Annotated in this window: 22 protein-coding genes and 1 pseudogene; all 23 read right to left on the bottom strand. The window is 38.4% G+C overall.

Going from position 1 to position 19,438, the window contains the following annotated elements; translation table 11 throughout:
* Positions 1 to 10: 10 nt before the first annotated feature.
* Positions 11 to 862, bottom strand: a pseudogene (locus HMPREF9182_RS11180) (DUF3744 domain-containing protein); the annotation flags it as partial.
* A gap of 10 nt (positions 863 to 872) precedes the next feature.
* Positions 873 to 1,634 (bottom strand): nucleoside phosphorylase, encoded by a 762-nt coding sequence (locus HMPREF9182_RS08205; RefSeq protein ID WP_009754459.1) that lies wholly within the window; start codon positions 1,632 to 1,634, stop codon positions 873 to 875.
* 302 nt (positions 1,635 to 1,936) lie between these two features.
* Entirely contained in the window at positions 1,937 to 2,545 is a 609-nt protein-coding gene (locus HMPREF9182_RS08200) for a DJ-1/PfpI family protein (RefSeq protein WP_009443454.1), read from the bottom strand.
* A gap of 424 nt (positions 2,546 to 2,969) precedes the next feature.
* A complete protein-coding gene (locus HMPREF9182_RS08195) occupies positions 2,970 to 3,329 on the bottom strand; it encodes a TfoX/Sxy family protein (RefSeq protein WP_009443131.1) in 360 nt (119 codons plus the stop codon).
* A 9-nt stretch (positions 3,330 to 3,338) separates the two neighbouring features.
* Complete coding sequence (locus tag HMPREF9182_RS08190) at positions 3,339 to 3,752, bottom strand: VOC family protein (RefSeq protein WP_002932455.1); 414 nt, start codon at positions 3,750 to 3,752, stop codon at positions 3,339 to 3,341.
* A 56-nt stretch (positions 3,753 to 3,808) separates the two neighbouring features.
* Complete coding sequence (locus HMPREF9182_RS08185; RefSeq protein ID WP_009755002.1) at positions 3,809 to 4,612, bottom strand: helix-turn-helix transcriptional regulator; 804 nt, start codon at positions 4,610 to 4,612, stop codon at positions 3,809 to 3,811.
* A gap of 157 nt (positions 4,613 to 4,769) precedes the next feature.
* Positions 4,770 to 5,078: a putative quinol monooxygenase gene (locus tag HMPREF9182_RS08180; protein WP_009443971.1), complete on the bottom strand. Its 309-nt coding sequence runs from the start codon at positions 5,076 to 5,078 to the stop codon at positions 4,770 to 4,772.
* A gap of 15 nt (positions 5,079 to 5,093) precedes the next feature.
* A complete protein-coding gene (gene trhO / locus HMPREF9182_RS08175) occupies positions 5,094 to 6,080 on the bottom strand; it encodes an oxygen-dependent tRNA uridine(34) hydroxylase TrhO (RefSeq protein ID WP_009754842.1) in 987 nt (328 codons plus the stop codon).
* A gap of 141 nt (positions 6,081 to 6,221) precedes the next feature.
* Positions 6,222 to 6,956 carry a CPBP family intramembrane glutamic endopeptidase gene (locus HMPREF9182_RS08170; protein WP_037602828.1) on the bottom strand — a complete coding sequence of 245 codons (735 nt, stop codon included), beginning with the start codon at positions 6,954 to 6,956 and terminating at the stop codon, positions 6,222 to 6,224.
* A gap of 390 nt (positions 6,957 to 7,346) precedes the next feature.
* Positions 7,347 to 7,838 carry a DUF6773 family protein gene (locus tag HMPREF9182_RS08165; RefSeq protein WP_009754633.1) on the bottom strand — a complete coding sequence of 164 codons (492 nt, stop codon included), beginning with the start codon at positions 7,836 to 7,838 and terminating at the stop codon, positions 7,347 to 7,349.
* A gap of 183 nt (positions 7,839 to 8,021) precedes the next feature.
* A complete protein-coding gene (locus HMPREF9182_RS08160; protein WP_037602824.1) occupies positions 8,022 to 8,216 on the bottom strand; it encodes a helix-turn-helix transcriptional regulator in 195 nt (64 codons plus the stop codon).
* On the bottom strand, positions 8,200 to 8,406 hold the full coding sequence (locus HMPREF9182_RS08155; RefSeq protein WP_009755001.1) for a hypothetical protein: 207 nt from the start codon (positions 8,404 to 8,406) through the stop codon (positions 8,200 to 8,202). The genes HMPREF9182_RS08160 and HMPREF9182_RS08155 overlap by 17 nt, the downstream gene beginning before the upstream one ends.
* Before the next feature lie 137 nt (positions 8,407 to 8,543).
* On the bottom strand, positions 8,544 to 9,104 hold the full coding sequence (locus tag HMPREF9182_RS08150) for an ECF-type riboflavin transporter substrate-binding protein (RefSeq protein ID WP_009754213.1): 561 nt from the start codon (positions 9,102 to 9,104) through the stop codon (positions 8,544 to 8,546).
* Positions 9,105 to 9,137: 33 nt separating this feature from the next.
* Complete coding sequence (locus HMPREF9182_RS08145) at positions 9,138 to 9,986, bottom strand: SAM hydrolase/SAM-dependent halogenase family protein (protein WP_303659937.1); 849 nt, start codon at positions 9,984 to 9,986, stop codon at positions 9,138 to 9,140.
* A 188-nt stretch (positions 9,987 to 10,174) separates the two neighbouring features.
* The gene (locus HMPREF9182_RS08140; RefSeq protein ID WP_009754469.1) at positions 10,175 to 10,762 is read right to left on the bottom strand and encodes an MptD family putative ECF transporter S component; all 588 of its coding nucleotides are present in this window, start codon (positions 10,760 to 10,762) and stop codon (positions 10,175 to 10,177) included.
* 43 nt (positions 10,763 to 10,805) lie between these two features.
* Positions 10,806 to 11,498: a methionine ABC transporter permease gene (locus tag HMPREF9182_RS08135; RefSeq protein ID WP_009443483.1), complete on the bottom strand. Its 693-nt coding sequence runs from the start codon at positions 11,496 to 11,498 to the stop codon at positions 10,806 to 10,808.
* A 1-nt stretch (position 11,499) separates the two neighbouring features.
* A complete protein-coding gene (locus HMPREF9182_RS08130; RefSeq protein ID WP_009443595.1) occupies positions 11,500 to 12,564 on the bottom strand; it encodes a methionine ABC transporter ATP-binding protein in 1,065 nt (354 codons plus the stop codon).
* Entirely contained in the window at positions 12,557 to 13,930 is a 1,374-nt protein-coding gene (locus HMPREF9182_RS08125; protein WP_009443742.1) for a M20/M25/M40 family metallo-hydrolase, read from the bottom strand. The genes HMPREF9182_RS08130 and HMPREF9182_RS08125 overlap by 8 nt, the downstream gene beginning before the upstream one ends.
* Positions 13,931 to 14,057: 127 nt before the next feature.
* The gene (locus HMPREF9182_RS08120) at positions 14,058 to 14,924 is read right to left on the bottom strand and encodes a MetQ/NlpA family ABC transporter substrate-binding protein (protein ID WP_009754994.1); all 867 of its coding nucleotides are present in this window, start codon (positions 14,922 to 14,924) and stop codon (positions 14,058 to 14,060) included.
* A gap of 25 nt (positions 14,925 to 14,949) precedes the next feature.
* Positions 14,950 to 15,792, bottom strand: a complete 843-nt coding sequence (locus HMPREF9182_RS08115; protein WP_009443260.1) for an amino acid ABC transporter substrate-binding protein — start codon at positions 15,790 to 15,792, stop codon at positions 14,950 to 14,952.
* A gap of 204 nt (positions 15,793 to 15,996) precedes the next feature.
* Positions 15,997 to 17,130: an amidohydrolase gene (locus tag HMPREF9182_RS08110; protein WP_009754285.1), complete on the bottom strand. Its 1,134-nt coding sequence runs from the start codon at positions 17,128 to 17,130 to the stop codon at positions 15,997 to 15,999.
* Positions 17,131 to 17,275: 145 nt separating this feature from the next.
* Positions 17,276 to 18,391, bottom strand: a complete 1,116-nt coding sequence (locus tag HMPREF9182_RS08105) for a DUF5105 domain-containing protein (RefSeq protein WP_009754511.1) — start codon at positions 18,389 to 18,391, stop codon at positions 17,276 to 17,278.
* Positions 18,392 to 18,615: 224 nt separating this feature from the next.
* On the bottom strand, positions 18,616 to 19,332 hold the full coding sequence (locus tag HMPREF9182_RS08100; RefSeq protein WP_009443228.1) for a YebC/PmpR family DNA-binding transcriptional regulator: 717 nt from the start codon (positions 19,330 to 19,332) through the stop codon (positions 18,616 to 18,618).
* Positions 19,333 to 19,438: the final 106 nt, after the last annotated feature.

The following is a 19,438-nucleotide window of genomic DNA, read 5'->3' as shown; positions in this document are numbered from 1 at the left end:
CCTCCATATTAACTTCTTTTGAAAATGGCAAAGCTGGCACATCAAGTTTCTCCAAATCAGACAAATAATCCATCTGATTCAATTCCAATCCAAGCTGACGCAAGGTAGTCAGATACAATGGTTCTCGAATCCCATTTTCATTTAATAACGTTGTCTGTAATAACTGATTTGGATGGCCTTCAAATAGAATCCGTCCATCATTGACTAAGATCAATCGATCAACAGAACGATAAAGGACATCCTCTAGTCGATGTTCAATGATAATAGTCGTCGTCCCAGCTTCCTTATGAATCTGGTCGATCATATCAATCGTATCCTGACCAGTTTTTGGATCTAAATTCGCTAATGGCTCATCAAAAAGTAAAATCGGACTCTCATCAATCAATACACCTGCTAAACTGACTCGCTGTTTTTGCCCACCAGATAAATCTTGGGGTCGATGTTGAAGAAAGTTGGCAAGCTCCAGTTTTTCAGCCCAATGTTGAACCTTTTCCTTCATGATTGACAATTCAATCATATCATTCTCCAGCGCAAAAGCCAGGTCTTCTGCTACACTAAGACCGATAAATTGACCATCCGTATCCTGCAAGACAGTGCTAACCAAATTAGATTTATCGTAAATACTATCAGAAAATCTATCTTGTCCTTGGATCTTTAGCTGACCCTTGACCTGCCCTTTATAAATATTAGGAATGATGCCATTTAAACATTGACCTAAAGTTGACTTTCCCGAACCAGAAGGTCCGACAATCAGAACTTTCTCGCCTTGATAAATAGTTAGATTAATATCTTTTAAAGTAGGCTCTAGTTGAGCCTGATACTGAAATGTAAAATCTTCAAACTGAATAATAGGTTTTTTCATCATACTCTCTTTATAATGCTAAAGCGATTTGAACTGCCAAATCTGCTATTTTATCTTTCTCATCTAAATTTGCATGATTAGGCAAGCTTCTCATATCCCATTTTTCTTCTGATAAATGATCTGCCGCATAAAAGAAATGGCAGATAGATACACCGCGAAAAGCAGCCAAAGCAGCCACAGCTGAGCATTCCATGTCTACACAAATTGCACCTGCATCTTTTCGCCTGCGAAGCTTGTCTATCGTCTCACGATAGATACCATCTGTCGTCCAGACCTTGCCTTTGCTATAGGAAATTCCTGCTTTGTCCAAAAAATTAAGCAAACAGTCCAGCACATCAGCATTTACCTCAATCTCATCAGACGCCACCTGATAATGGTAACTAGTCCCTTCATCACGTATGGCCGCCGTTGGTATGATGATTGAAGTTTCCTTAATGTCCTCATCCAAAACACCACATGTTCCAAATAAAACCATTTTTTTCATTCCAAAAGCAATCAAATCCTCCAAAATTGCTACGCAAGCTGAAGCACCGACCGGAGCATTGAACAAGGCTAGCTCTCGTCCACCTACAAAAATCCGATAAATGGGAATGTCGATGTTGGCCATCGAAGTCGTTGTGATCCATTCATGATTAAAATTCTCTAATAAGCGCTTGAAAGTTTCTCTTGCAAAACAAGAAACTGCCGTGGAAGGAAAGTCCGAAATCGCCTCAATTAGATCTTCTGGATTTATAATCGCCTTACGATTTTGATCAAATTCTTCCAATATCATACCGAACTTCTCTCCTTACTGAATTTGTCCTTTCTATTGTATCATAATTTGCCTATCAACCTATGATTCAAAGAAAATTTTCACTGAGTTTCCACTTAAAAATAAGCGCTTTAGCAAAAAGAGGCTGGGACAAAATCCCTAGCCTCTCAATTGTCTTTGGATTGTCGAGCAAGACGCAGTGGTTGAGTGGGCTCTACTACGCTGACTTCATCAGCTTTTACAGCCCTACTCAACTGTGCGGAGGTGGGACGACGAAATCGAATTCTAACGAATTACCGATTTCTGTCCCACTCTCTTTTCTATCATCTATCGTAAAATGGATCCTGATCAGATTCTCGATGCCAGTTATATTCAGCTTTTTGAGCTAATTCTTCAGCTAAAGACTGCCCCCAAAAATCAGCAATGAAGCCCAAAGTCATATCCATTCCAGCTGAAACACCTGACGAAGTATAAAACTTTCCATCTACGACCCAGCGCGCCTGACGTTGCCAACGGACCTCACTATCAAACGAAGTCACCCAAGACCAAGCCCTCTTATTGCTCGTTGCGAGACGCCCTTTGAGCTGACCAAGCTGAGCTAAAAAAGCTGCTCCTGTACAGACACTTAAGACTAAATCCGCCTGCTGGATAGCTCGTTCAAGCCGAGTCAAAAAGACTTTATCCTCTACCATTTTCCTGACACCTTGACCACCAGGTAAAAGTAAAATACTGTTTAAGGGTAAATCTTCTAAGAGCTCTGTATTGATTTGAAAACCCTGCCGACTAGAAATCAGACCACCAGCAAGAGAGACATAGTTCATCTCCACATTTGGTAAAGCAGCTAAAAACTCTACCGGCCCCATCAAATCTAGGGTCTCAAAATCATCAAAAAGAAATGAAACAATCGTAATTGGTTGCTCTATTTTTAACATTGATTTCCTCTCATTTTCTATTGATTCGTAGTAGTCATTTATTCTACTTTCGATAACGACCTAGTAGGAATAAAAGTACCACCAAACCAATAACAAAGAAGACGATCCCTAGAATCAACTTAATTATAAAACCTACAAAATAGAATAAAAAGATTAAACCTAAAAGAAATAGAAATAATAGAATTCCCATAATCACCTCTGGCTACTATTATACCTAAAATCACAAGATTGGGATAGTTTTTACTTATTCTTAGCATATCATAGTAAGGTAAAACTCATTTTTTATACCAGCCAGTCTAATAATCTTCTAGACTCTCGATTAACGGGGTATCTAGTGCAAAAGTATATAAACATTTGTACTAAAAAAGAAGATAGGCCTGCTGAATCAAAATTTAGCTAGACTTTCTTCTTTATTCTTTCTTTATTAAGTTTCAGACGATTGGCTCAACTCATGATTGTAGGCCAAAGCTAGCTTGATCCAGTAAGACAGTTCCTTTTGTCCTTCGGCATCTAAATCAATATAGCCATGGTAAAGCCTGCCCTTCATTAACGTCACACTAGCACCATTTTTAGGCAGGACTTGCTTTTCCATTTCCTTACCGATGCGTACCATGACAAGCTCTTGACTTCTCGAACTCACAGTAATGGTCATCTTACCTCGGACCATAAAAGCCAAACCACCAAACATCTTCTTCTCTTCTACCTCTTCTTCAAAAACATGAGGAGGAAGTTCAGTAGCTAAAATGGCACGGACTTGCTGGGCTAAGGATTCACTATAAGCCATCCTTCTACCTCATTTCATCACATCCCAGCCGATACCAAAACGGTCAATCAAGCGGCCATAAAACTCTGCGAAAGCTTGTTCCTCTAAAGGATAGAGAATTTGACCACCTTCAGCAAGCTTAGCAAAAAGCTCATCAGCTTCTTCTCTACTGTCTGGGCTCAGAACTAACCATTGATTGGGCTGATGATTGCTAGGAATAGATAGGTCGTTAAAAATGCCTACATCTTCACCATGCAGGGTTAAGTTTTCCGTATCTAAGGCAATCCAGGCAAGCTTATCCCGTTTTTCTGCAGGAAGGTTTGCTGGATCCATCATCTCACTGGCTCGGACAAGTCCCTTAATCTCTGTCTGAAAAAGGTCAGCATAAAAACGAAAAGCTTCTTCTGCCTGACCATTAAAACTTAAAAACACGTCTAATTTCATTATTGTTTCTCCAATTTTTTATAGCTGAGAATAAATCTCTATCATCAGTTTATCAATTAGGATAAAAATTTTCTTATTCTCAATTGCGCTTGTTTGACTAGGGAACGCATGATTAAAACTGGAAGATTAACTGTAATAGGGGGATCGCTGGGCAAGGGCCTGCGCATGCTGATTTTCTCCTGATAGATGCTATGACCTGAAAAGGTGAGTGGCTCATCACTGCCCCAGCGAAAGTTATGCTTCAAGACATAGTTTTTAGATAGGCGTAAATCCTCCAGTAATTCACAGGCCAAAAGATAGTAGTGACCATCCGGTACATTTTCAAAAATAAACTGCCTCTCCTGACTCAGTGCTACTCCGATAACCGGCTCTTCTTTGGGTATGCGGGTTTTAAAAAGCCCGACACAACTAATGCGTGGCTCATACCCCTCGGGATAAGATAAGGCCACAGTCAACCGATTGCCACTTTTACAGTCGGGATCCTGATGCAAGAAAGCTCCCTTCTCATCCAGCTGTTTGACTATAAAATCATAAGCCTTGGTTGATTCCTGATAATATTTTTTAGGCGAAAGTCCAGTATGCCGCTTAAACGTATTGGAAAAACTGCCTAGACTATCATAACCAGCTTCCATAGAGGTCTCAGTCACATTTTGCCGTCCTTCCACAATTTCCTGAATCCCTTTTTCCATCTTAAGAGCTTCCATATATTGCTTGATAGAAAAGCCCATCTTTTTCTTGAAAGTTCTGGATAGATGGGAAGGACTATAATGGAAATGATGAGCCAAATCGGTCAGACTCAGCTCTTGATCTGCATGCTGACGCAGATAGGCTGCCACTTCTTCCATGATAGCTTTAGACATAGACTTGCTCCTTTCCCATTTATTTAAGCCCATTATATCACATCATAAAGAAAGGACAAAAAATCAAAACTCTATAAAGAAAAGCTAAGCTACAAATAAATAATGAAAAAACTTTAGACGTTTGAATCGTCTAAAGTTTTTAGTTTTTCTTAGGAATTTAGAAACTTGCCTTACCATCAAAAATAGTCAGCTTATGCAAATTTTCCATGCCTGCAATAATGGGTCTAGCTTTTGCAATGAGATTTTGAAAAACTTCCAAGTTCAGACTGTCATTGTGAGCTTGCTCGCTCTCCCAAACTTCGTAAATATAGATGCTGTTGGGTTCATCTGCCTTCTCACCTAAGATATAGCAGAAACAAGTGTCAAGATTTTGCATTTCTTTGACAACTTCTTGCATGTAAGCAGTAAGTTCCTGCACCTTTCCTTCTTGGGCCATTAATTTCCCATAAACACAAAATTTTTCCATTAGGATCTCTCCTTATTACTGAGCCACCACTGTTTCCAAGCTTTCACCGATCGCAGCCAAACGCTCCATCACTTCTGCTTGGCTCAAGCCGTTTTCAGCCACATAGCGGTTGCGAGGGTGAACACGGCATTCATGAGAACAGCCACGAAGGTACTTGTTTTCATTTTCTTCTGAAGTCAGGATGCGGCGGTTACACTCTGGATTGCCACAGTTGACATAGCGCTCGCAAGGAGTACCGTCAAACCAGTCTTTCCCAATCACAACTGGATCGACATGATTGATATCAACAGAGATACGCTCATCAAAGACATACATCTTGCCGTCCCAAAGGTCACCTTGAACTTCTGGATCCTTGCCGTAAGTCGCGATACCGCCATGAAGCTGACCAACATCTTTGTAGCCTTCACGAACCATCCAGCCTGAGAATTTCTCACAGCGAACACCACCGGTACAGTAAACAACCACGCGCTTGTCCATGAACTTCTCTTTGTTATCACGGACCCATTGCGGCAATTCGCGGAAGTTGCGGATGTCTGGACGGATGGCACCGCGGAAGTGTCCCAAATCGTACTCATAGTCGTTACGAGTGTCTAGGACAACAGTGTCTTCGTCCAAGAGAGCTTCCTTAAATTCCTTAGGTGACAAGTAAGCTCCTGTCGTCTCCAGCGGGTTGATGTCATTATCAAAATCATTGTCTTCCAAGCCCAAGTGCACAATTTCTTTCTTGTAGCGAACAAACATTTTCTTGAAAGCTTGCTCGTTTTCTTCGTCAATCTTGAACCAAAGGTCTTCCATGCCCGGAAGGCTGTGCACATAATCCATGTATTTTTGAGTGGTTTCATAATCACCAGAAACCGTTCCATTGATTCCCTCATCTGCCACCAAGATACGGCCTTTAAGACCGATGGATTTACAGAAGGCCAGGTGGTCAGCTGCAAATTTCTCAGCATTCTCAATCGGAACATATTTGTAGTAAAGTAGGACGCGAATATCTTTTGCCATAAGATTTCAACTCTCTTTTCTCTATAAAATTTTCTGAATTTTTAATTCATCTATTCCATTATAAACTTATCAAAAGAGCTGGGCAATTTATTTGATTGAAAAATAAAAGCCAAGCTTCCCACCGAGCCTGACTATCCATCACTAAAAAATATTAAAATAAATAAAGGTTAGAATGAGATTCCAGCTAAGAAAACTGTTCCAAATGACATGCAAAAGAATAGGATAAACAATAGACTTTGTCAGTCTAAATAGTCCTGCAAAAACCATTCCACCAATAAAAAATCCCAGAAAATCTAAAACCGACCACGGCAACCCAAGTATATGTCCCATACAAAAAACCAAGCCAGATGCCACGATATCTAGACCGTACCTTGAGTCTTTGAAAAAAGTCCTCATGACAAGCCCCCGACAAATCAACTCTTCTATAATTGGACCAGTTATGCAGGTTGATAACAAGAACAACGGCGCAAAGTATTCTCCTTGACTGCTGGCAATCATATAATCAATGCTTTGTTGATTGTAACTGACTTGTCCTCTCAAAAAACTAACTGCATGTTGCAAATAAAAAAGGAGAAGGAAACTCAAGCCAAGATAGATAAAATGGCGTATTTTCCACTTAGGCTTAAATATTTCAAGTTCTTTTAGTTTATAAAAAATAAAAACTGAAAGCAGAATAAAAACTACATCAACTGCAATCCGAGCTAGTCTTACTGAATCATAAATGATGGGAGAATCATTATTGACCACACTCAAAAACCAACGCAAACCAATTCTGATATATAAAAGATTAATCACAACGGGAAGTAATAACAGATATAGCCTCTTTCCCCAAACTTTTACAGACATAAAAACCTCTAAATTATTTTTTTCTTCCAACTTAATATCTTCTTAAACTTGGGAAACCATCCCGATTACCAAAATAATCTAAAATATTTCTTTCAGAATATTTGTTTCGTACGTATCCTATTGGGCGTTCAAAATAGTAATCCCACGTAATAATATACCCACCTTGGTTAACACATCATTCTTCATCTGTGAGAAGAGTGAAATTCCTTGTTGTTTTCATCATTGTATCCTCTCTTTTTACAGGTTTGTTACATTACCTTATTCACAAACAAGGAAAGCTTTTCTTGTATCATCATTATATCTCAGATGAATCTTGATGTAATCTTTATTCCTAAAAACATCATATTTGTTCCTCAAATGACAAAAAGCCCCCTAACAGCTGATCATTAAGGAACAAAATAAGGCATTTCAGGAACAAGGCTAATTTTCTTCTAATTCTTTCTCTAACTTTGTCTGTTTCTTCCGATAAAAATAATTGACCAGCTGATCAAGTATACTAGAAAAGGCAACTATCAAAACTAAAATAAAAATAAATTGCAAAACAGGATTCTGACTAAATGATGGTTTTTCTTTTGAGTCTCCATTCAGAATTTGAACAAGCAAGAAGGAAGCTGCTAGGAATACTCCTGTAGCCAGACGACTTCTGAATCTTCTACTACTACCAGTTGTATCACTACGCCTAATATCTAGGCCAAGTTGCCAACTGCGTACACCAGCATAAATTTCTAAAGTGAAAATAATGATAATTTCAGGCACACAAGCTTGCCAATCCAGTCTCCAAAAAACAAGTTTCACCAAAATAGATAAGAGTAATAGAAAGATCGTTAAAAAAGCGAGTTCATTTCCTATTTTATGTTCAATCTGTACCGTACGCTCATCTTTAAAGATCTCTTGTTTAACCTTAGATTCCATATATATTTTCCTCTTTTGCTTAAAATTCTATCCCTATTTAATCTTTTTGCGAAAATTGCTCTTCAACTATTGCCGGACTTTCCCTTGCTTTCACGTTTTTTAGGCTCGGGCTAAAAATGTCCCCCGGACATTCCCTCGCTTTCGTGTTTTTCGGCTCAGGCTAAAAATGTCCCCCGGACATTTTTACTCCCAAAACAATTGATCCAGCGTCTTATTGAGACATTTACATATGGCGATGCAAAGTGCTAGGCTGGGATTGTACTTACCCGCCTCAATCAGGCCAATAGTCTGACGAGTCACGCCTATTGCGTCTGCTAAGTCGCCCTGAGTCATATCATGCTCCACTCGTGCCATCTTTAGCTTAAGATTTTTTCCCATGATCATCGCCCTTATCATTTTTCTTCTCAGTTGCTATGCTTAAAAGTGCGCAACCAATTGCAATATCACAGCCAGCAAAAAGAAGAAAAGTCTGATTGTGGTTGATCAGTCCAATCATCAAACAAATTACACCTAAAACAAGCCAAATAAGGGGGGAATAGATATTTTTTATGTTTTTCATATTTTTCATATCGGTTCTCCTTCATTTTTATAAGTCTATTATACAATATATTTTTTAAAATGCAATATATAAATTTCAAAAAGTATTTTATTTTTAACAAAAAAAGATCGAGAAAAATCCCGATCTTTTGATACTTATTGCATGATTTAATCTTTTTTAAGACTGCCACTCTTTGTCTGAGTTCGAGCATACGCAATCAAGAGTAAGGTACCTGCCACTGCAACAGTCAAGCCATTAGAGATTGCTACTACAACGCCTTGCGTGAAAACTTTATTTGTCGGTTCATTGTAAATCCAAATATCACCAATTGGAGCGATGACAATCCACAAAAGAGCATTTGCCAAAAATTGCACACCATTAAACCAAACAATATCTTTAGCTTCAAAAACTCCTTCTGCCACTCGTAATTGATTCTTAAACAAACCAACGACAAATCCAAATAGACCACTAGCTATAACCCAAGTCCACCAAGGATTACCGTATTGGAGAGAGTCCTTCAATGCATGACCGATAAATCCAGTCAAGAAACCAGTAATTGGTCCAAAGACTACACTAAACAATGCTTGTACAGCATATTGTAACTGAATGCTCGTATTTGGCACCGGTGTCGGAATGCTAATCATCCCGATAACAACAAAAAGTGCCGCTCCAATACCAGTCGCTACGACTTCTCTAATTGTAAAAGTTGTATCCAATAATTTTTTCATTATAATCTCCTTTTTCTATGTCATTTTATATAACTAATTGTCAATACGTTTAATTTCAATATGCCACTGGGCACCGACGCCAACATTATAGGCCTTAGCAAAGGAACCTTGGTTAATCGCTAAGCCGACCCGATAGAGGGAGTTGATGTAAAGGATAGGCTGGCCGATGCGAACATCCGCAAAGGACTTGCCATAGGTTACTTGGTTTTGATAAACTAGCATATCATTATTGTAGATAGTAACTTCAAAACGCTCTCCAAATTGAGGAGCCAAATGCTGAAAATCTTCTCTTGTGATAGAGGTCCAAAGAGAACCAAAGCGGACATCTAGAATATCAACTGCACCACTAACGGAATTTTTTCCAAAGGTCGTTTCAACTACTGGAATTTCGACAATTTCGTCCACACTGAGTTCAGGTCCTACTTCTTCAAAAGTGATATGACCACTCGCTAATTTTGCACCTGTATAAGCGTAAACATCCCGACCATGGAAAGTATAAGAGTGTTCAGTATTTTTACGACGATTCTCCACTTCAGAAATCTCACGAATCGCTACAATACCAACATGCTTCTTGATAAAAGATAGTGTTCCATTATCTGGTGTGACAATGTATTGATTTTGAGCTGTTTTTGCAACTACACTCTTGCGCTTAGATCCTACACCAGGATCGACAACAGAAACAAAAGTCGTGCCTTCCGGCCAGTAATTAACCGTTTGGAACAGTCTGTAACTACCTTCAAAGATATTATAAGGCGTGATATCATGAGTTAAGTGATGGATTTTTAATGTAGCAGACTCCTCAAGTGCTACTCCGATCATAGCTGATACAGCTCCATCCACTAATCCAAAATCAGATTGTAATACCAGTATATTATTCATAATCTCTCCCTTTTTTGTTTGATTGAAAAACAGGTAAAATAGAATTTCATAGCCTTATCAGAAAACTTCTGCATCAGCTGTTTATACTATTTAGCCTTCAATGGATATACTAGGTCTAAACCTAGCGCACACTTCTCTATCATACCAAAAATAGAACGGGAAAGCTAGATAAAGTTTTCTGCTACAAATGATCATCTCAATTTTTTAGAAAGATGAGCTTGTACGACAAATTGACCAATTAAAGCACCCAAAACAGCACCTAAAAGAATCGTCAAAACAAACCAGCTAATTGTTTGAGCATTTGCAGGTACCATAACCCGCTCAATATAATCCGAGCTTCTACCACGCGCTACTAAACTAGCAATATAAGTTGATCGTGCTAGCCACATCATGATAATCGGACCAGAATTGACGAAAGAAAAAACGATAAAGGAAAGAAAACTCAGCTTCCTACTCTTATAATTGCCTGCTTTTGCAATAAAATCGGCCACCAAGCCAAATAGCAAACCTGGTAAAAAGGAAATAAAGAAATGTCCTGCCGTGAAGAAAAAGCAGCCCATCATAATTCCGAGAAAGCTAATTGCTCCAAACTTTTGTACCTTACTTTGCAAAAACATGTACACCGTTCCGCCAAATAAAGCAGCAAACGCTGGCGCATAAAACATATTGCCTGCACGGTCAAAAAGTGTGCCTACAAGAACTCCCAAACCTACACAAAAGAAGTAGAGGAGGGCATAAAGCCCTACTATCTTCCACTCACGTAAATGCCATCGATTCATTTAATCTCCTCATTCTTTTCCATCTGATCTGGCTTTTAAAATACTATTTATGACTTAATTTCTTGGTCAAAAAGTCCCCAGCAAATTGAATAGTAAAGATAATTGCTACAATAACAACCGTCGCCAGAATAGTAACATCGTGATTATAACGATTAAATCCATAAGCGATTGCCACATTACCAATTCCGCCCGCACCAACGGCACCAGCCATAGCTGTTTCACCAATTAAGGAAATCAAGGTAACTGTTGTAACACGAATCAAATCTGGAAGACCCTCTGTTAGATACACTCCAATAATATCCCATAAGGTTGCGCCACTAGCCTGAGCAGCCTCTATCACTCCACCATCTAACTCTGACAAGACGACCTGCACTTGACGAGCAAAAAAAGCATACACAGCAAAAGAAAGAGGAACAATCGCTGCATTTGGACCAATTCCCGTTCCCACAATAAAGTGAGAGAACGGTGATAACACAGCTAGCAAGATAATGAAAGGAATGGCACGGAAAACAGATGTCACCTTATCTAAAATCCAAAAAGCGATCTTATTTTCAAGTACACCCCCAGGCTTAGTCAAAACGAGAAAAAGTCCCGTCACTAAACCAAAGAATCCTCCGATAACAAAAGAAATAGCTGTCATATAAAGCGTCATATAGATAGCTGTTCCCCAGCCTGCTTGACCGTCCCAGCCCATCCGATAAACATTTGGTAAATAAGTTTCAATAAATTCTAGCATCTTATGCACCTCCCTTTAAAATAGTCAGACGAACTCCAGCTTCTTGAATCGCATCTTTAGCGGCAGCTAGACTCTCAGCTTCACCTGATAGTACGACCACCAAAGCTCCTACAGGTGTATGGTCTAGAATTTCGATATTACCATATAAAATATTAGCCGTTACTTGGTACTTTTTATAAATTTCATTGAGAATAGGCTCATCTGTCGCTGCACCCGCATATTCCAACTGAACTAAAAGACTATTCGGTGCTAAGTTTCGGACAATATCTTGTTTTTCAATTTTGACCATTGCTTCATTAATACCTGTAGCTGTCGTTATAAAGTCCTTGGTCAAATCTTGATTTGGATGAGAGAAGATATCAAGAACAGAGCCTTCCTCAATCAGCTGACCATCTTGCATCACGGCTACGCGATTAGCGATATCCTTGATAATTTGCATCTCATGGGTGATTAAAACAATGGTCAATCCTAGCTTTTGATTCAAATCTTGTAATAAAGAAAGAATCTGCTTAGTCGTTTTCGGATCTAGCGCTGATGTCGCTTCATCCGAAATCAGAATTTTAGGATCATTAGCTAAAGCACGGGCAATCGCAACACGTTGTTTTTGTCCACCTGAAAGTTGTGATGGATAGTTTTCTGCTCTATCCGCCAGACCAACAAGCTCTAGCAAATTTTTCACTTTTTCTCTTTTCTCTTCTTTAGATAAACCAGAGTGTTTCAAAGCGAAAGCTACGTTTTCCTCAGCCGTGAGCTGGCTCATCAGATTAAAATGTTGGAAAATCATGCCAATATCCTGACGTTTCTGGCGCAACTGCGCAGCTGATAACTGTACCTTTTTATCTTTGAAAATAATATCATCATCTACGGTAATGGTACCTCCAGTTGGTACTTGTAATAAGTTAATCACTCGTACAAGGGTAGATTTCCCAGCACCTGAGTAACCTACAATGCCATATATATCTCCTTGGTTGATATGTATACTGACATCCTTGACTGCCTGAATCTGACGTTTTTTCTGCTGGAAGGTTACATCAATTTTATCTAATGTAATAATTTCTTTACTCATAACTTGCAATCAGCTCCTCTATTAATTCTATATGGGTGTAATAATCTGATAAGCGAACATTTTCATCGCCACCATGATCCCGACTATTGGCATGTCCCAAACCAAAGGCCATCATCGGCACTTGTAAGGCATCATAAACAATATGCATCGGACCAGTACCAGCAGAAGTGGGCAAAACAGCCACCCCTTCTCGGTAATACTTTTTAGCTAAGTCAATAACATTCAAAATAGACGGGGAACTCATGTCACTACGGTAACTCATTTCCCCTAAAGTATATGTTAACTCTACCTCGGGATAACCATTTCTAATTAGCTGTTGGTGAATTTTTTCCAATACATCTTGTGGTTCCAACCCTGGCACCAAGCGTACTTCTAGTTTAGCTTGGGCCTGCGATGGTATGATCGTCTTTACTCCTTGACCTTGATAACCCGATGAAATGCCTTCAATATTTAGCGCTGGTTCAAAGAAATAACGACGTAAAAATTTGGATTGCTCTTCTTCTAACAGGGGTAATTCTAAGCCGTAAATTTCTTTTAACTCTTCCGGTCTACGACGAGCAAACTCTTCAACCAAAGCAGATTCGCGTTCATTTGGCTCAATAACCTGATCATAGATTCCTTCGACTAAGATTCGACCATCTTTTCCTCTTAGACTGGTCAAAGCATTAATCAAGTACCAAGCACTTGAATCAATCACACCACCAAAACTAGAGTGAATATCTACATCTGCGCTTTTAACCTTAGCATCAAAAGTTACAATTCCTTTATTGCCACCCGTGATTTCCAGTTGTCCCAATGCATTACGACTTCCTTGTTCCCAGACCAATAAATCAGCACCGAGAAGTTCCTCTTTATACTTGTCCAAATAACGATCTAGATCTGTGGATGCAGATTCCTCTGCCCCCTCCATGATAAAGGTAATATTCACTGGCAAATCTTTTTTCGCCTCTACATATTTCTGAAGGGCTGTCAAACGAGCCACAATATGCCCCTTGTCATCATCAACACCACGTCCATACATGACTCCATCACGCACAGATAATGTAAACGGATCCTCTGTCCACGGTTGGTCGTTATCAGCAGGAACTGTATCATAGTGATTGTAGAAGATGACTGTCTTAGCACTAGGATTTGAACTCTTAAATCGGGCAATCACAAAAGGAGCAAGATAGCTATCATCCACCGTCACTTCTGCACCCGCTTGTTCAAAAATTTCTTGTAAATAAATCGCTACTTCTTTCAAACCGATCTGTTGCGCAAAAATCGATTTTTTTGCAATTAACTTGCGTAGGACTTCAAAATACTGTTGAGCAATGACATCTTCTTCAAATTTTTTGAGTTGTTCTTGTTCACTCGAAAAAACCATATTTCTCCCTCGTATATAAGGCGACAAAACTCAGCTGGTCTTCCCAACTGAGTTCTGTCTCACACATTCGGTCTTGTCCTGTTGAATCACTCACCAAGACCCGTGCCTACTGTCAGTTTTTAGCCTCTTACCATACTGGTTCAAGCAAACCATCAGAAGTTTTTTCTGTCAATTCTTTCACTTCATCAGTGTGGTATGCTGCAATCAATTTCTTAATTGCATCAGCTTTGTCAGACTTTTCCCAGTCTTTCTTAGCTGCAATGATATTGTACCATTGTTTAGAGTTTTTATCTTTTGGCTCGATGAACAAAGCCTTCTTGTAGTCTAATTTTGCCTCATTAACAAATGTGTTATTTACAACAGCAGCATCTACTGATGTCAATGAACGAGCTGTTTGGCTAGCATCCAATTCTGTAATTTTCAATTTCTTTGGATTTTCTTTCACATTTGCAACTGTAGCAAGCTCATTTCCAGATTTGTCCAATTTGATCAGACCTGCTGCTTGAAGTAAGTTCAAAGCGCGACTTTCATTTGTTGCATCATTTGGTACAGCGATTTCTGCTCCATCTGGAAGCTCATCAACTTTTGTATATTTATTTTTGCCATCTTTAGTACCTGAATAAAGACGGATAGGTGCAAGATAAGTGTCAGCAATAGCTACTAAATCTTGGTTGTTTTCTTTATTCCAGTTGTTAAGGTAGTAGTAGTGTTGGAAAGCATTGACATCCAACTCACCATCAGCAACAGCTTTATTTACTTGTGGGTACTCTGTAAATTGAGTAAATTCAAGTTTTACATTTTCTTTTTCAAGTTTCTTCTCAATAAGATCCCAACGTTGTTGTTCATCGTTATCGATCGTCATTGTTCCAACTTTAATTGTTACTGTTTTGTCCTTCGTATTATTGTCTGCTTTCTTCTCAGAAGCGCCACACGCTGCCAAACCAACGACTGCAGTTGCAAGTGCTGCTACACCAAACCATTTTGTTAATTTCATTTTATAATCTCCTTTTATTTAAACCTTATTTAATATCTTTAGCATCTGGAAGATAGCTGCCGTCAAAGTATTTTTGAGACAATTTTTCTAACGTGCCGTCTTGATACAATTCCTTCACTCGTTTGTCAACAAAGTTTTTAAGTTCTTCTTGACCTTGGGCGAACAACGGATACACATATGGTTGCTGATCGCTTGGAAGTTCGATAACTTCAACATTATCCAATTTTTGCGCCTTAACAATAGCATCAACCGTAATTCGTTCAAAAACCTTATAATCTGTACGGCCTTCATTCAAATTCACAAGGATTTGCTGAATCGTTCCGTCTGTATAATTGATTTTTGTCTGATTATTCGCATGCTCTTTGTTATAATCTTCTAGCTGCTTGGCTGTAGATGTTCCTTGCACAACTTCCGTTGACTTCCCACCAATATCATCCAAAGACTTGATACCAGTTCCTTTGCGAACAACTAAAACCGTTGGATTCTTAGCGTATGGATTTCCATAAAGATACTTTCCATCACGCTCTTTTGAATAACTGATATTATTTGCAGCAATTTGGAAGCGATCGCTATCTAGACTAGCAAACATAGAAGTCCATTTTGCTTTATTGAAATTGACCTCGTACTTATCAGAGCCTTTAAAGATTTCTCGAAGTACTTCAATTTCATACCCTGTCAACTTACCATCTTCATCATCGTAAGAAAAAGGACGAGTTGTTCCAACAGTTCCAACTTCAATCGTTGTTTTTTTAGTCTCACTTGTTTTGCCTGAATCAGACTTAGAAGTTGAAGACGAGCAAGCCACCAACGTACCAATAGCTGCGAGTCCAAGGACAACAAGGGTGGAATATTTAACTAATTTTTTCAAAGAAATTCTCCTATTCTTCTTAAAGTAGCCCTATGATAACAAATATTTCTAGACTTGGCTAGTATATATTTTTTATCGGGGGTATAGTTTTTGTTTATTGCTACTTTTTTTAAAGACAATAACAAAATCCCCTTGCCACTGTTCTATCATATCAAAACTAGAGAGTTTTGCCTAGTTGGTTTTTTTTATATAGGGATATAGTTATTACTTATATCTCTGCAACAGCAGTAGTGCACTTTCGACATAGTAAGGGACTGACACTTTAAACGCTTCATCATTGATTGTCATTGTATCATGGTGCAAGTCTGGCGCATCAGCTTCTCCATTTGAGCCAATAAAGGCAAAGACTCCCGGAATTTTCTCCTGATAAAACGCAAAATCTTCACCAGCTGTGGAAGGATTAGCTTCAAGAACTTCTGCAAATTTTTGAGCGCATTCAAACAAAAGCGGTGTTAAGGATTCATCATTATAAGTAACTGGTGGCGTTTGATCCCAAGAAATCATGACTTTTGCACCAAAATTTTTAGCAATATTCTCTACAATGTTGATAAAATCAGCTTTTAACTGTTTTTGAGAATTAGGACTAAACGACCGAATGGTTCCTTCAAAAAAACCATTTTGTGGCAAGACATTCCAAGTAGAACCTGCCTCAATATGTGTAATCGATAAAACATTTGCTTCAAAAGGAGAAACTGTTCTAGCTACTAGAACCTGCAAAGCCTGGATCATACTTGTCAAAGTCAAAACGGTATCAACACCTAAATCTGGTCGCGCAGCATGACTACTAACGCCTTCTACTTCTACCTTAAATTTTTCTACTCCAGCCATCACTGCTCCCGACTTCAAAGCTAATTGATTCGCCTTAAGTTGAGGCATATTATGAAAACCAATAATAGCCTTCACATCATCTAAACAACCCGTCGATAAGACTTCTAACGCTCCACAAGAACTTTCTTCAGCTGGCTGAAAAATCAAGCGAACCGTGCCCACTAGTTGCTTTTCCATTTTTTTCAATAACTCTGCCGCGCCCAACAGACTTGCCTGATGAAAATCGTGGCCACAGGCATGCATGACCCCTGGATTTTGACTAGCATAAGAAAGCCCTGTTTTTTCTAAAATAGGCAGGGCATCAATATCTGCCCGAAGGGCAATAATAGGTTCCCCCTGCCCTATCTCTGCAATTAAGCCCGTCTTAAGACCAGAATCCAAAATTCTAATATCTAATTTTTCTAAATGATTGCGAAGAAAATGGGTCGTTTCAAACTCTTGACCAGATAACTCAGGATGTTGATGAAGATAATGGCGTATTTGCGTCAATTTTTGATAAAATTCATTCATGTTTGGCTCCTTAAAGTCTATTTCTGAAGAAAAGTATAACATACTTTTTCATTTCTAATCTATTACCATGCAAATCAAAATAGATTTACTCCCATACTCATATAAAAAGAGCCGAAATCATTCGACTCTCTTCTTATTCATTTTATTAGATATTTCCACTGAAAATACGAACTAATGAATCATAATTGCTTTCAGTTGTATCTACAACCCATTTTTTATTCTTCTTAACTAATTTCAACTCATACCCTTCACTGTCCATATATTTATTTGTCACAAGTGGAAGACTATCAAATTGACTTGGTGCTTGTTCTAAAATATATTTCTCAGCTGCTGAATAAGCATCTTTATAATCAGAGTATTCTGCTCGGTGCTCATTAGCGAACTTAGAAACTAGATCATATGTTCTGATATTTTCCAAACCAATAGTTTCTGGACGAACATAAATAGTCGCACTTTCTGGTAAAAATTCCTTGATAGAATAGCTAACTTTCGCACGTTTCGCATTTACTTTTGTATAAGCTTCAATAAAGGTACGTAATTCAGCATCAGATGGTTTGTAGTAAGAGAATTTATCTGCAAATTCAGTACCAAACTTTTTAACAAAAGCAGCTCTATCTTTCTCTAACTCACCACCTAATACAAACTTATCTGAACCACCTTTTTCATCATCTTTTGATTTTTTCTTATCTTTCTTCGCCAAAAGCGTTACAGATTTATCCGATGAAGCACTTGCAACATTTGTAGCATCTCCTGAGGCATCTCCGCTCAAGAAAACTTTGTTAACATATTCCTTCACCACATCAACAATGTCATCTGTTTGGTCAGTAAATTTAGAAGGCTTCACCTTAATCTCAATTTCTTTGCGATCTTTAGCTAAGCCATCTATAAATTTAGGTGAGTAGTGCAACTCGTACTCTTCTTCTGGATCCACTTCAAAGACAGTATAACGACTCAAAGTCTTATCTTTTGAAAGACTCTCATATCCTAAAGTTTTAAATTTATCACTAGAATCATAAACATTTACAGCGGAAATTTTTTCACCTTCAGAGTCATAAAGAGTCACGTCCCCTTCTGAAATATTCAATTTCTGGTTGCTCTTATTTTTGATTTCCACTTTCAAAGCTAGGTATTTAGAATCACTAGCTTCATCTCGTGGCACAACGTATGTTCCACCCTTGATTTTGATATCTACTTCGTTATTGCCTGCTTCATTTTCTGCTTTTTTAGCACCACAAGCTGCAAGTGCTAGGACAGCGACCATAAGGACAACATTCTGAAAATTTTTTTCATTATAATCCCTTTTTTTGTTAACTAAGTGTTATTCTAACATAATTGTTGAGTGATGTAAACATTACTTAGAACATTTTGAAGCCATCATAATTAAATTTCAAGTAATCATACATCAAAAAAACTGAGGTTCGAACAATACCCCAAAAATTAGATAGATTATCTAACAATTGGAGTACCATTCGAGACACTCAGTTTTTAATATCCTTCAACATTTGTGTAAACTTTTTGGACATCTTCATCATCTTCTAAGACGTCAACAAGTTTTTCAAAAATAGCTAAATCATCCCCTGACAATTCGATTTCAGATTGTGGAATCATCTCTAGCTCTGTCACTTGAAAATCTTCGATACCTGACTCACGCAAAGCTACTATAGCCTTATGAAGATCCGTTGGTGCTGTATAGACTGTAATTGTTCCTTCTTCTGCTTCTACATCGTCTACATCAACATCTGCCTCTAAAAGCAACTCAAAAATGCTATCTGCATCGTCTCCTGCAAAAACAACTACACCTTTATTATCAAACAAATAAGATACAGATCCACTTGCTCCCATGTTTCCACCGTTTTTACCAAAAGCTGCACGAACATTCGCTGCTGTACGATTTACATTTGATGTCAAAGTATCTACAATCAGCATGGAACCATTTGGTCCAAAACCTTCATAACGTCCTTCTGTAAAGGTTTCGTCTGTATTACCTTTAGCTTTATCAATAGCTTTATCAATAACATGCTTTGGTACTTGAGCTTGTTTTGCACGGTCAATAACAAATTTTAGAGCTGAGTTTGTTTCTGGGTCTGGATCTCCTTTTTTAGCTGCTACATAGATTTCCACACCAAACTTCGCATAAACTTTTGAGTTTGCACCATCTTTAGCGGTTTTCTTTGCCACGATATTGGCCCATTTACGTCCCATTGGATTATCTCCTTTATTTTTTTACATTTTAACCTTACATATTATAACACAAGTCTTTTTGAATTTCACTAGCTGAAAAAGCTTTTCTTATAAAAGGTGATTTCTT

It is taken from the genome of Streptococcus sp. oral taxon 056 str. F0418 (genome assembly GCF_000220065.1).
In the GTDB taxonomy this organism is placed as follows: domain Bacteria; phylum Bacillota; class Bacilli; order Lactobacillales; family Streptococcaceae; genus Streptococcus.
Note: the sequence above shows the minus strand (reverse complement) of the source record. Positions and strands in the feature narration are given on the sequence as shown.